At 70.2% G+C, this 13,887-nt stretch carries 10 protein-coding genes; all 10 read left to right on the top strand.

Going from position 1 to position 13,887, the window contains the following annotated elements; translation table 11 throughout:
- Positions 1 to 96: 96 nt before the first annotated feature.
- The 10 genes from FBZ90_RS27680 (at position 97) to pyk (ending at position 13,754) form a co-directional block, all read left to right on the top strand.
- Positions 97 to 1,896, top strand: coding sequence for a hypothetical protein (locus FBZ90_RS27680; RefSeq protein WP_186455545.1), 1,800 nt, complete (start codon positions 97 to 99; stop codon positions 1,894 to 1,896).
- A 138-nt stretch (positions 1,897 to 2,034) separates the two neighbouring features.
- Positions 2,035 to 2,496 (top strand): ester cyclase, encoded by a 462-nt coding sequence (locus tag FBZ90_RS01535; RefSeq protein ID WP_145729264.1) that lies wholly within the window; start codon positions 2,035 to 2,037, stop codon positions 2,494 to 2,496.
- Entirely contained in the window at positions 2,493 to 4,058 is a 1,566-nt protein-coding gene (locus FBZ90_RS01530; protein WP_145729263.1) for an MFS transporter, read from the top strand. Before FBZ90_RS01535 ends, FBZ90_RS01530 begins: the two co-directional genes overlap by 4 nt.
- A complete protein-coding gene (locus FBZ90_RS01525; RefSeq protein ID WP_145729262.1) occupies positions 4,055 to 5,149 on the top strand; it encodes an HlyD family secretion protein in 1,095 nt (364 codons plus the stop codon). Before FBZ90_RS01530 ends, FBZ90_RS01525 begins: the two co-directional genes overlap by 4 nt.
- Positions 5,146 to 6,516 (top strand): efflux transporter outer membrane subunit, encoded by a 1,371-nt coding sequence (locus FBZ90_RS01520; RefSeq protein WP_145729261.1) that lies wholly within the window; start codon positions 5,146 to 5,148, stop codon positions 6,514 to 6,516. The genes FBZ90_RS01525 and FBZ90_RS01520 overlap by 4 nt, the downstream gene beginning before the upstream one ends.
- A 344-nt stretch (positions 6,517 to 6,860) precedes the next feature.
- Positions 6,861 to 9,086, top strand: coding sequence for a DUF3141 domain-containing protein (locus FBZ90_RS01515; protein ID WP_246130091.1), 2,226 nt, complete (start codon positions 6,861 to 6,863; stop codon positions 9,084 to 9,086).
- A 32-nt stretch (positions 9,087 to 9,118) separates the two neighbouring features.
- Positions 9,119 to 10,102: a phosphate acetyltransferase gene (locus FBZ90_RS01510; RefSeq protein WP_145729260.1), complete on the top strand. Its 984-nt coding sequence runs from the start codon at positions 9,119 to 9,121 to the stop codon at positions 10,100 to 10,102.
- Between the two features lie 4 nt (positions 10,103 to 10,106).
- Entirely contained in the window at positions 10,107 to 11,339 is a 1,233-nt protein-coding gene (locus FBZ90_RS01505; RefSeq protein ID WP_186455544.1) for an acetate/propionate family kinase, read from the top strand.
- Positions 11,336 to 12,130, top strand: a complete 795-nt coding sequence (gene fabI, locus FBZ90_RS01500; protein WP_145729259.1) for an enoyl-ACP reductase FabI — start codon at positions 11,336 to 11,338, stop codon at positions 12,128 to 12,130. The genes FBZ90_RS01505 and fabI overlap by 4 nt, the downstream gene beginning before the upstream one ends.
- A 205-nt stretch (positions 12,131 to 12,335) precedes the next feature.
- The gene (pyk, locus tag FBZ90_RS01495; protein ID WP_145729258.1) at positions 12,336 to 13,754 is read left to right on the top strand and encodes a pyruvate kinase; all 1,419 of its coding nucleotides are present in this window, start codon (positions 12,336 to 12,338) and stop codon (positions 13,752 to 13,754) included.
- The last annotated feature ends 133 nt before the right edge of the window (positions 13,755 to 13,887 follow it).

Genomic DNA, 13,887 nt, shown 5'->3' with positions numbered 1-13,887 from the left:
AATCGGCCACCCACCTTGACCAGGGCCGGTTGGCACCCGCATAAATTGCGCTAAATCCGAGTTCGCATCTGAATTTTTTAAAAGGACAGGGCCCCCGTGGATTCCAGCAAGACGCCATCGCCCTGGGCCGTGCGCGAACAGGTCGACCGACTGCGGTCCAGCCCCCCGTTCGCGGGGTCGGACCGGCTGCTGGCCTTCCTGCATTTCATCGTCGAGGAAACACTGGAAGGACGCGGCGCCACCTTGAAGGAGGCGGTGATCGGCAATGCCGTCTATGGCCGCGAACCGCCCTATGATCCCCGCATCGACAGCACCGTGCGGGTGGAGGCGCGGCGCCTGCGCCGCAAACTGCAGGATCATTACGCCGGCCCGGGCCAGGGCGATCCGGTGGTCATCACCCTGCCCACGGGCGGCTATGTCCCGCTGTTCGCCCTGAACCAAGCGCCAGCGGTCGCCTTGAACGCAGCCGCCCCCTTGGCGGAGGGGCCGACATACACCCCCGGGTTTGGCGCCGCCGTGGCGGTCATGCCGTTGCGCGCGCTGAGCCGCACGGCGGAGGATGACCGTTTCGCCGACGGCCTGACGGATGAACTGATCTACGCCCTGGGGCGTGCGCAGGGCCTGCGCGTCGCCTCGCGCGCGGTCGTCTTCCAGGCGCACGATCAGGGCTGGACCGTGCCGGCACTGGCGCGGGAGCTGGGCGTGGACGCCGTGTTGCAGGGCACAGTCCGCCGGCAGGACGGCATGCTGCGGGTGACGGTGGAGGTGTCGAACCCCAAGGGCTTCGTCATCTGGTCCGACCGTTTTGACGCCCCCGACCATGAGCATATGCAGCTGCAGGAACGCATCGCCGCCACGGTGCTGAGCCGGGTGCGCCTGGACAACAGCGCCATGCGCGCCTCCCGCATCAGCCCGGGCCCGGTGGCGCTGGAGGGGCACGCCCGCATCTATCGCGCCCGGCAGCTGCTGGACCAACAGACGCCCGCTGCCCTCTATGAGGCGCTGGAGATATTCCAGCGGGTGGCGGAGGGGGCGGCCGACTTCGCCCGGGGCCATTCCGGCATCGCCGACTGCCAGTGCGACCTGTTCCGCCTGGGCCTCATCGACCATGCCGAGGCCAAGGCGGAGGCGGAGGCCGCCGTGCGGCGGGCGCTGGAGATCGACCCCCAGTCCGTGGAGGCGCTGACCGCACGGGCCACCGTCGCCGCCTGGCTGGACCGCGACGCCCCGGCGGCGGAGGCGGACTTCATCCGCGCCTTGCGCCTGGGCGACCATGCCCGCGCCGCCCGCCTCTACGGCGTCCTCCTCACCATCCTCGACCGGCAGGAGGAGGCCGAGCACCTGTTCCGTGATGCCCGCGCCATCGAGCCCTTTTCCGTGCAGCAGGACATCGCCGAGGCCACCAGCCACTATCAGGCCCGGCGCCATGCCCAACTGATTGCCCGGTCCCAAGCGGACGCACAGGCGGCGGGCGGACAGGCGGGGGGATCGGCGGAGGTCCTGGTCTACCGCGCCTTGGCCCATATCTTCGGCGGCGAGCCCGATGGCGCCCGCGCCCTGGTCGGCGCTGTCGAACGGGTGGCGACGAGGCATCCCGATCTGGCCTATGCCCGGGCGGAGATCGAGGCCTGGCTGGGCGAGCCGGAGCGCGGCTGGCGCCTGCTGGCCACCGCCGACACGGTGCCAGCCACCGCCTTCGCCCGCGCCACCCTGGCCGCCGCCCTGAACGACGAGGCGCGGGGGCTGGCGGCCCTGAACCGCGCCATCGACCGGCGGGAGCTGTCGACCGTGTGGTTGCGCACAGACACCCGCTTCGACGCCTGGCGCGACCGGCCCGCCTTCCAGGCGGTGATGGACCGGCTGCGGCCGCCCAAGGCGACGGCCCAGACGGGCTAACCGTAAGTGCTGGCGCGCTCACTCCATCCCCGCCCGCCCCCGCGCCTAGGATCGGCCATCGAGAGGACAAGCCGACGGACGGGGGACTGGAAATGGGGCCGGACAGTGGGACATCACAGTGGCAGTCGCGGCCCTGACATGGCGTTACGCCGCACGCTGGACCGGATGCGCGCCCTGGACCGCGCCTGGAATGACCGGCGCTGGGGCGACTATGCGGAATTCCTGGAGGAGAACGTCGTGGTCCATGGCGACGGTGCCGCGCCCGCGCTGGACAAGCAGGCCCACATCGACCAGGCCATCCGCTTCTGCGCCGCCTTCCCCGACGCCCATATCCACGTCAACCCCTACATGGCGCTGTTCAGCAGCCATGACGGCCGCCACAGCTGCGCCGTCACCCGCCTGACCGGCACCGCGACGGGCGGCCTGACCCTGCCGGCCGATCTGCCCGGCGGCCCCGATGCCGCCCCGCTCAAGCGCGCTTTCGATGTGCCCCGGCTGGCCATCTGCCGCTGGTCGCATGGTTGGGTCGTCGATTATCGCGTTCATCTCGACACGGCGCTGATGCTGCTTCAACTCCGGGATCCGGGGGCGGTGCCATGACCGGCGACGCCTACACCTTCAAGGCGGAGGAGCGGCCGACCTTCGTCGGCTCTCCCGCCGTGCCCGCGCATCCCCTGGGCCGCCGCCTGGGCTATGCCGCCGTGGCGGTCCTGGTGGGGGTGGCGTCCACCCTGGGCAATGCGTTGGTGAACGTGAACTTGGCCAGCCTGTCGGGCGCCTTGGGCGTCTATATCGACCAGGCGAGCTGGCTGCCCGCCCTCTATGTCGCCTTCAACGCCGGCGCCAACCTGATGCTGGTGAAGGCGCGGGCACAGTTCGGCATTCCGGCGGTGACCGGCACCCTGCTGATAGCCTACGCGCTGGCGGGGTTGCTGCAATTCGCCGCCCCCGGCTTCACCGCCGCCGTCATCATCCGGGCTGTCAGCGGCATGACGGCGGCGGGCCTGGTCACCATGACCGTCTACAACCTGCTGCAGGTCTTTCCCGGCCGACTGCGCCCCTTGGCCCTGGTCATCGGCATCGGCCTGACCCAGCTGGGCACCCCACTGGCCCGCCTGGTGCCGGTGGAGATGCTGGCCTTGCACCAGTGGCAGGGCCTGCACCTGATGGAAATCGGCATCGCGTTGGCCGTGCTGGCCGCCATCACCGCCCTGCCGCTGCCGCCCAGTGACCGCGCCCCGGTCTTCCAGCCATTGGATTTCGCCGTCATCGGCCTGATGCTGCCCTGCCTGGTGCTGGTGTGCGGCGTGCTGGGCCAGGGGCGGCTGTTGTGGTGGGTGGACACACCCTGGCTGGGCTGGGCGCTGGCGGCCGCCGTGCCCCTGTTCACCCTCGCCTGGCTGATCGAGCGGCGGCGGCAACAGCCGCTGATCCAGGTCCGCTGGCTGACCACGCTGGACATGGCGCGCTTCGCCGCCGCCGCCCTGATGGTGCGGGTATCGCTGGCGGAACAGACCTATGGCGCCGTCGGCCTGCTGACGGCGGGCGGTCTGATCAACGACCAACTGCGACACCTGTTCATCATCGTGGTCCTGGCCATGCTGGGGGGAACCCTGACCGCCGCCTTGACACTGTCGGAACGGCGCCTGCCGTACCAGGTGATCGCGGCGTCGCTGCTCATCGCCGCCGGCGCCTGGCTCGACAGCGACGCCACCAGCCTGGTGCGCCCGCCGCAGCTGTACCTCAGCCAGGCGCTGATCGCCTTCGGCACCACGCTGTTCATCGGGCCGGCGCTGGTGCTGGGCTTCCTGCGCATGGTGTCCAAGGGGCCGGACCACCTGGTCACCTTCATGGTGCTGTTCAGCATCACCCAGAACGTGGGTGGGCTGGCCGGGTCCGCCCTGCTGGGCAGCCTGCAGGTCGCCTCGACCCACTGGCATTCCCAGACCCTGTCGGAACACCTGGTGGCATCCGACCCGCAGGTGGTGGCCCGCCTGGCGGCGGGCGGCGCCGGCCAACTGGGCCAGGCCATGGGGCGTGAGGCCGCCGTGCTGGCCTTCAACGATGTCTTCCTGTTCGTGGCCGGCCTGGCGCTGCTGAACGCGCTCTATGTCGGCTACCTCATCCTGTTCAACACCCTGCGCCGGAGACGCGGATCATGAGCGCCCCCGATACCCCCTCTCACTGGCACCCGCCCCGGCGCGGCTGGCCGGCCGCCCTGGCCATCCTGGTGGTGGCCACGGGCGCCATCCTGGCCTTGCTGGCCGCCTGGCGCCTGCCCCCCTTCGCCGGCACGGTGGAGGCGACGGAAAACGCCTACATCCGCGGCCGCACCACGGTCATCGCCCCCCAGGTCAGCGGCTATGTCGTGGATGTCGCCGTGGGCGACTACGCCCACGTCAAGGCCGGCCAGGTACTGGCCCGCATCGACGACCGCATCTACCGCGCCCGGGTGGACCAGGCCCGGGCGACGCTGGCCGCCCAGCGCGCCGCCCTGGCCAACAGCGAACAGGCCCACGCCGCCCGCACCGCCGCCCTGGCGGGGCAGGTGGCCAACCTGGCCAACGCCCGCGCCCAGCTGGCCCGCGCGCACGCCGACATGGCCCGCGTGACCGACCTGGTGCGCGACGGCTCCGTCTCCATCCGGGAGCGGGACCAGACCCAGGCCGCCCTGGCCCAGGCCGAGGCCCAGGTGCGCCAAGCCGAGGCGGGCGGGGAGATCGCCCGCCAGGACGTGCGGACGGTGGACGTGGGCCGCGACGGGCTGCAGGCCCAGGTGGAGGCGGCCCTGGCCCAGCTGACCCTGGCCGAGATCGACTTGGAGCATACGGTCATCTACGCCCCCGAAGACGGCCAGGTGGGCGAGGTGGGCGTGCGCCTGGGCCAATACGTCACCAATGGCACCCAGTTCCTGTCCCTGGTGCCGGATGACCGCTGGATCATCGCCAATTACAAGGAGGCGCAGACCGCCCATATGGCCGTGGGCCAGCCCGCGCGCTTCACCGTCGACGCCCTGGACGGGGCGGAACTGACGGGCACGGTGGAAACGCTGTCGCCGGCCGCCGGCTCCGAATTCGCGGTGCTGAAGCCCGACAACGCCACCGGCAACTTCATCAAGGTGCCGCAACGCATCGGCGTGCGCATCGCCATCACCCCCGGCCAGCCCCTGGCCGACCGCCTGCGCCCCGGCATGTCGGTGGAAACGCGGGTGGATACGGCCACCACGGGGACGCCCAGGGGGGCCAAGCCATGAGGCACCTGGCCTATCCACTCGCCCTGCTGCTGACCGCCTGCGCCGGCCCTCGGCCGGAAGCGCCCCTGACCGCCGCCGTGGAACCGCCGCCGGCATGGCGGGGCGCCCCCGTCGGCGACGACGCGGTCGAGGCCGCCTGGTGGCGGGCCTTTGGCGATCCGGTGCTGACCCGTACCGTCGACCGGGCCCTGGCCAGCAACACCGACGTCATGGTGGCGGCGGCCCGCGTCGCCGAGGCCCGCGCCCAGTACCGCCTGGCGGAAGACCAGCGCCTGCCCAATGTCATCCTTGCCGCCGGCGGGGGCCGACAGCGCGACGTCAGCCCCTTCGGCCAGCCGCGCCAGCAGACGGCCGGGCAGTGGCAGGCCAGCGCGTCCTATGACCTGGACCTGTTCGGCCGGTTGGCGGACGCCAGCGAGGCCGCCCGCGCCACCCTGCTGGCGACCGAGGCGGCCCGCGACGCCGTGCGCCTGGCGGTCGCGGCCTCGGCCGCCGCCGGCTACGTCGGCCTGCGGGCGCTGGACGCCCGGCGGGATGTCGTGCAACGCACCCTGGCGGCGCGCGCGGCCTCGCTGCACCTGGCCCGCCGTCGGGCTGAGGCGGGATACGCCGCCCAGCTGGACCTGGCCCAGGCCGAGGCCGAATACGAGGCCACGGCGCAACTGATCCCGGCCCTCGACCTGGCCATCACCCGGCAGGAGGATGGCCTGAGCCTGCTGCTGGGCGAAAGCCCCAGTGCCATCGACCGGGGGGCCGGCCTGGACGACCTGACCACGCCGGCGGTGCCGGCGGGCCTGCCGTCGGACCTGCTGCGCCGCCGGCCGGACATCGCGCAGGCGGAACAGCAGTTGGTCGCCGCCGACCATGGCCTGGACGCCGCGCGCGCGGCGTTCCTGCCCGACGTGCAGTTGAGCGCCGCGGGCGGCACCGTGGTCAGCAGCCTGATCGACCCGGTCAACATCTTCGCCCTGGGCGGCAGCGTCCTGACACCCCTGTTCGACAGCGGCCGGCTGAAGGCCCAGGCCGACAGCGCGGCCGCCCGGCGGGACGCGGCGGCCTTCGGCTACCGCAAGGCCGCCCTGACCGCCTTCCGCGAGGTCGAGGACGGGCTGGCCATGGTGCAGCGCAGTGCCGAGCAGGAGACGGCGCTGCTGCGCCAGCGCGACGCCCTGGCCCGCACCCTGGCCATCGCCACCAGCCGCTACCGCGCCGGCTATTCCCCCTATCTGGAGCAGCTGGATGCCGAGCGCGGCCTTTTGTCGGCAGAGCTGGCCCTGGTGCAGTCGCGCGCCGACCGGCTGTCGGCGGCCATCACCCTGGCCCAGGCCCTGGGCGGCGGCTGGCGGCCAGCGGCAACCGCGCCCTGACGATACCGGCGGGGCGGATGGTGCGGCGCTATGCCCACCCATCCCGTCCATTTTCCCGACAGAGCGTTGACATGGATCATAAATATAAACCAACCGAAAGCTTTATCCTGGAGCATGACGGCATGCGAGAGGGCTTTGAGTATTATTGGTGAATAATCCAGCTAACACTCATTACTAAATGAAACAGAATCAATAGAATCATGGAGCTAACAGGGCCCTATTAGTTCAGATTCCGAACTAACATAAATCTCCGGGATAGTTTCTCCCATCCTTCATATTTCTCGCTTACAATTGCCGCGATGCAGCATTCCCCCCGAACGAGGAACTTCATGGACACGGCACGGATGGCGAGCACGACGACCCCCATGCGAACGGAACCGTCCCCTTTTGCGGCGCCCTGGGCCAGCCTTGCCCAGCAGGCCGTGGATTATTGGGTGGACGCGGGCCAACGCTCCCTGCTGTTCCTGGATGTGCTGCGCCAGCGCGGCAACGACCATTTCCAGCATATGGACGATGCCTGGCCCAACGTCCTGAGCTTCCCCTACGAACTGGTCCTGGATGGGCGGACACTGGACCGGCCCGTAAACTATTGCCTGATGCGCATCCTGCCGCCGGCTGACCGACCCACCAACCCCCGCCTGCGGCCCTTCGTCGTCTTCGACCCCCGGGCCGGTCACGGCCCCGGCATCGGCGGCATGAAGCATGACAGCGAGATCGGCGTGGCCCTCGCCGAGCGCCACCCCTGCTACTTCGTCGGCTTCCTGCCCAAGCCGGTCCCGGGCCAGACGGTGGAGGATGTCTGTCGGGCGGAGGCCGCTTTCGTGGAAAAGGTGGCCGCCCTGCATCCGGAGGCGGAGGGCAAGCCCTGCCTGATCGGCAATTGCCAGGCTGGCTGGCAGGTCATGATGATGGCCGCGACCCGGCCGGATCTGACGGGGCCCATCGTGCTGGCGGGCTCCCCCCTCTCCTACTGGGCGGGGGTGCATGAGAAGAACCCCCTGCGCTATCTGGGCGGCCTGCTGGGCGGCACCTGGCTGACGACGCTGAGCGGCGACCTGGGGCGCGGCATCTTCGACGGTGCCGCGCTGATCGCGAACTTCGAAAATATGAACCCGGCCAACACCCTGTGGAAAAAGAACTACGCCGTCTATTCCAAGGTCGACACCGAAGGGCCGCGCTTCCTGGAGTTTGAGCGCTGGTGGGGCAGCCCCATCCTGCTGAGTGCCGGGGAAATGCAGTACATCACCGATGAGCTGTTCCTGGGCAACCACCTCACCCGCGGCGGGATCACCCTGTCGGACGGCAGCAAAGTCGACCTGCGGGCCATCAAGTCGCCCATCATCGTCTTCTGTTCCTGGGGCGATGACATCACCCCGCCGCAGCAGGCGCTGGACTGGATCCTGGACCTGTACGCCAGCGACGCGGAGCTGGAGGCCGGCGGCCAGACCATCGTCTACTCCCTGCACCCCAGCATCGGCCACCTGGGCATTTTCGTCTCCGCCACCGTGGCGACCAAGGAACATGACGAGTTCGCCCGGACCATGGACCTGATCGACATGCTGCCGCCCGGCCTATACCAGGCCGTGTTCACGGAAAAGACCGGCGTGGCGCACGCCGAACTGGTGTCGGGGCGGTATCTGACACGGTTCGAGCGGCGGGGCCTGGACGATATCCGGGCGCTGGGCGGCAACGACGCGCGCGATGACCGCCGGTTCGCCACCGTGGCCCGGATCTCCGCCCTCAACGGCGACCTGTACGCCCATACCTTGCGCCCGGTGGTGCGGCAACTGGCGACGGATGAAAGCGCGGAGCTGATGCGCCGCCTGCATCCCAATCGCCTGCGGTTCGAGGTGTTTTCCGACAAGAACCCGCTGATGCGCCCCGTCGCCGCCCTGGCGGAAACCGCGCGCGCCCACCGCCGGCCCGTGGCCCCCGACAACCCCTTCCTGAAGGTGCAGGAGGCCGTGTCGGACAGCGTCGTCCAGGCGCTGGACACCTGGCGTGAGTTGCGCGACCGGGCCACGGAAACCTTTTTCCTGACGGTCTACGGTTCCGCCCTGCTGCAGGCGGCCATCGGCGTGGAGACACCCGCGCGGCTGCCGGCGGACACCCCGCCGCCGGCCAATGAGGACAAGGCGGTGGATGCCGGCCACGACGGGCTGACGACCGCCGTCACCCGCGCCCTGCTGTATGTCATGCAGGCGGATGCCCACCCCGGCGCCGATGAGCGGCGCTTCACCGTGCTGCGGGCCCTGCGGCGTCAAACCCCGGCAGACCAGCGGCTGAGCCTGACCCAGTTCAAGGCCCTGGTGCGGGAGCAATCGGCCCTGTTGCATCGGGACGAGGCGGCGGCCCTGGCCGCCCTGCCCGCCCTGCTGCCGCCGGATGCGGAAGTCCGGGCCACCGCCGCCACGGCCCTGCGCCGCCTGGTGGAGGCCGGCGATCCGCCTGGCCCCGCCGTAGCGGCGCGGCTGGACCAGATGATGGCCCTGTTCCAATCCGCCGACACACCTGCGCCCAGCGCAGCTCCCGCCAAACCGAGGCGCGGGAACGCCAGCACCGCCGCCTGACCGCTTTCGACCCGCCCGTATTGGAGACCGCCATGGACAGCCCCACCGCCGCGACCACCCCCCGGGTGCAGGCCGACATCGCCCGCCACAAGAAGTACCAGCGCCTGATCGCCGCCGCGCACCAGGCCGGCCCGCCGCCCACGGCGGTGGCGCATCCCTGCGACCAGAGCGCGTTGGAGGGCGCGGTGGATGGTGCCCGCCTGGGCCTGATCGCCCCCATCCTGGTGGGGCCGGAGGCGCGCATCCGGGCCGTGGCGGAGCAGGCGGGCCTGGACATCGCGTCCCTGCCCATCATCGACACGCCGCACAGCGTGGCCTCCGCCCAGCGGGCCGTGGAGCTGGTGCGCGAGGGCAAGGCCGAGGCGCTGATGAAGGGCAGCCTGCACACCGATGAGCTGATGGGCGCCGTGGTCAGGACGGAGACCGGCCTGCGCACCGCCCGGCGGCTCAGCCACTGCTTCGTCATGGACATCCCCGGCCATGACGATCCGCTGATCATCACCGACGCCGCCGTCAACATCGCCCCCACCCTGGCGGAGAAGGTGGACATCGTGCAGAACGCCATCGACCTGGCCCTGATCCTGGGCTTCGGCGAGGTGCGCGTGGCCATCCTGTCGGCGGTGGAGACGGTGAACCCCAAGATCCCCTCCACCATCGAAGCGGCCGCCCTGTGCAAGATGGCGGAGCGTGGGCAGATCACCGGCGCCATCCTGGACGGCCCCCTGGCCCTGGACAACGCCATCAGCCCCGAAGCCGCCACCATCAAGCACCTGACCTCCCCCGTCGCCGGGCACGCCAACGTCATCCTGGTGCCGGACCTGGAGGCCGGCAACATGCTGGCCAAGAGCCTGACCTTCCTGGCGGGGGCGGACGCCGCCGGCATCGTGCTGGGCGCCCGCGTGCCCATCATCCTGACCAGCCGGGCCGACAGCGTGCCGGCCCGCCTCGCCTCCTGCGCCGTGGCGGCCCTGATCGCCCGGCACCGCCGCACCGTCTCGGCCATGGCGGTGGGGTGAGCCCATGCGCCGCAGGAAGATCAGCAACGCCATCATCGTCATCAACGCCGGCTCCTCCAGCATCAAGTTCTCGCTGTTCGCGGATGAGACGCGGCACCTGGAACTGTTCCTGAAGGGACAGATCGAGGGGCTGCACACCGACAACGCCCACTTCATCGCCCGGCATCCCGCCGGCGACGTGGTGGGGGAGCAGCGCTGGACCGGCGCCGAAGCCGGCGCCTTCGACCATGACGCCGCCACCCGCTTTCTGATGGGGTTCATCGACACCCATCTGGAAGGCCACAAGGTGGAGGCGGTGGGCCATCGCATCGTCCACGGCGGCGGCGACTTCACCGCTCCGGCGGCGCTGAACGCCGCCGTGCTGGACCGGCTGGCGACCCTGGTGCCCCTGGCCCCCCTGCACCAGCGGCACAACCTGGCGCCGGCGCGCAGCATCCTGGCCAGCACGCCCGGCCTGTTCCAGGTGGGCTGCTTCGACACCGCCTTCCACGCCACCCAGCCGCCCCTGGCCCAAGCCTTCGCCCTGCCGGCGGAGATCACCGACCGGGGCGTGCGCCGCTATGGCTTCCACGGTCTGTCCTACGAATACATCGCCTCCCAGCTGGGCGAATTGGGCCTGGACGGCGCCAAGGTCATCGTGGCCCATCTGGGCAACGGCGCCAGCCTGTGCGCCATGGACGGCGGCCGCAGTGTCGCCAGCACCATGGGCTTCACGGCGGTGGAGGGTCTGCCCATGGGCACCCGCTGCGGCACGCTGGACCCCGGTGTCCTGCTGTACCTGATGGACGAGATGCATATGGGGCCGCGCGACCTAGAAAAGCTGCTGTACCAGCGGTCCGGCCTGCTGGGGGTGTCCGGCCTCTCCAGCGACATGCGGACGCTGGAGATGTCGGCCGAGCCCCGGGCCAAGCTGGCGGTGGACCTGTTCACCTACCGCATCGGGCGGGAGATCGGGTCGCTGGCGGCGGCGCTGGGTGGCCTGGACGCCCTGGTGTTCACCGCCGGCATCGGGGAGCACAGCGCCGGGGTGCGGGCCGCCGTCTGCCAACACGCCGCCTGGCTGGGCGTGACGCTGGATGCTGAGGCCAACGCCCGGCCCCAGGTCGGCACCCCCCAGGCCGGCACCACCCGTATCAGCGCGCCCGGCAGCCGCGTGGCCGCCTGGATCGTGCCGACGGATGAGGAACAGATGATCGCCCGCCACACGCGGCGCCTGCTGACGGACGGGACCCCATGACCACGGACATCCACCTGCCCACGCCCCACCGCATCCTGGCCGGCAAGCGCGCCCTGGTGGTGGGCATCGCCAACGACCAGTCCATCGCCTATGGCTGCGCCAAGGCCTTCCACGAGGTGGGGGCGGAACTGGCGCTGACCTACCTGAACGACAAGGCCAAGCCGCATGTGGAGCCGCTGGCGCAGGAGCTGGGCGCCCGCCTGTTCCTGCCGCTGGACGTGACGGCGCCGGGACAGCTGGAGGCGGTGTTTGACGCGGTGCGCGACACCTGGGGCGGGCTGGACATCCTGGTCCATTCCATCGCCTACGCCCCCAAGGAGGATCTGAAGGGCGGCCTGCTGGAGTGCTCGGCCGAAGGCTTCGCCCGCGCCATGGACATCTCCTGCCACTCCTTCATCCGCATGGCCAAACTGGCGGCGCCGTTGATGACGCACGGCGGCGCCATGTTCGCCATGAGCTATCTGGGTGCCGATCGCGTGGTGCCTAATTACAACGTCATGGGCCCGGTCAAGGCCGCGCTGGAGGCGTCGTGCCGCTATCTGGCGCATGAGCTGGGGCCGCAGCACATCCGGGTCCACGCCCTGTCGCCCGGCCCACTGATGACCCGGGCGGCCTCCGGCCTGAAGGACTTCGATCGCCTGCTGAACGACGCCATAAGCCGCGCGCCTGTTGGGGAATTGGTCGACATCATGGATGTGGGCTACACCTGCGCCTACCTGGCCAGTCCCTTCGCGCGGCGGCTGACGGGCAGCACCCTTTATATCGACGGCGGCGCGAACATCGTGATCTGATACGCGCCCGCCGGGGCGCATCATGTAGTAAAATTACCGCCTTTAACCGGAATTTCGCATATCCCCATGTTGTTGTCGGCGGGCGAAGCGGGTACCATCGCCGCCGACCGGACCGGGCAACCGTTGGCCATGCCGATGGTGCGCCCGGAAACCGTTTCCAACCGGCATTCACTTCTGGGGCGGCCCGCCAGGGCCGAAAACAACAATGCGTCGCCACCGCCGTGCCAAGATCGTCGCCACCGTCGGACCCGCCAGCAACTCGCCCGAGATGCTGAAGGCACTGTTCATGGCGGGCGTCGACACCTTCCGCCTGAACTTCAGCCACGGCACCCATGAGGACCACGCCAAGGTCCACGCCCACATCCGAGCGCTGGAGAAGGAAGTGGGCCGGCCCATCGGCATCCTGCAGGACCTGCAGGGCCCCAAGATCCGCGTCGGCACCATCAAGGACGGCAAGATCACGGTGGCCAAGGGCGACACCATCCGCTTCGTGCTGAAGGGCCAGGACGGCGACCGTGACGCCATACCCCTGCCGCACCCCGAGATTTTTGCCGCCGTCCTGCCGGGCCATCACCTGCTGATCGACGACGGCCGCGTGCGGGTTAAGGTGACCAGCCTGGGCGACGACACCATGACCGCCGAGGTCGTGGTGGGCGGCGTCATCTCCAACCGCAAGGGCGTCAACCTGCCCGGCACCCTGCTGAACCTGTCACCCCTGACCGCCAAGGACCGCGCCGACCTGGAATTCGGCCTGAACCTGGGCGTGGACTGGGTGGCCCTGTCCTTCGTGCAGAAGCCCAGCGACATGATCGAGGCGCGCGGCCTGATCGGCGACCGCGCCGGCCTGATGGCCAAGATCGAGAAGCCGCAGGCCCTGGAGCAGATCGACGACATCATCCGCCTGTCGGACGCCATCATGGTGGCCCGCGGCGACCTGGGCGTGGAAATCCCGCAAGAAGAGGTGCCCGGCCGCCAGAAGGAACTGGTGCGCGCCTGCCGTCTGGCGGTGAAGCCGGTGATCGTCGCCACCCAGATGCTGGACAGCATGGTGGCCGCCCCCACCCCCACCCGCGCCGAGGCGTCGGATGTGGCCACCGCCATCTATGACGGCGCCGACGCCGTCATGCTGTCGGCGGAGTCGGCCAGCGGCTCCTATCCGCTGGAAGCCGTGTCCATGATGGACCGCATCATCGCCACGACCGAGCGGCACAAGCTGTACCATTCCCTCATCCGCGCGTCGGACCCGGCGGAGGAACAGACCCCGCCGCACGCCGTGGCCGCCGCCGCCGCCGACCTGGCGGAGGCCGTGCGCGCGCCAGTGATCGTCGCCTTCACCTCCAGCGGCACCACCGCCGCCCGTATCGCCCGCAAGCGTCCGGAAGTGGCGATCCTGGCCATCACCGCCGACCAGGCCGTGTCGCGCCGCCTGTGCCTGCTGTGGGGCACGCACAGCGCCCTGTCGGAGGACATCCACTCCTACGAGCAGATGGTGGATGTCGCCACCGCGGTGTCGCAGAGCGCGGAGTTCGCCAAGCTGCACGACCAGATCATCGTCGTGGCCGGCATCCCCTTCGCCCAGGCCGGCACCACCAACAACCTGCGCATGCTGCAGATCGGGGGGTAAGCTTGTCCCTCGCAGGGCGGGCGCATGTCGCATATCGCGGATTATGCGCCCGCTCGTGGACGGGCTTATCGAACGGCAAGTGAGAGATCGCGATCAAATGCCGTTCGTTTCATAACCGCCCAGCCTTGAAACC

Source organism: Nitrospirillum pindoramense, assembly GCF_007827955.1.
Taxonomy (GTDB): Bacteria; Pseudomonadota; Alphaproteobacteria; order Azospirillales; family Azospirillaceae; genus Nitrospirillum; species Nitrospirillum amazonense_B.
Note: the sequence above shows the minus strand (reverse complement) of the source record. Positions and strands in the feature narration are given on the sequence as shown.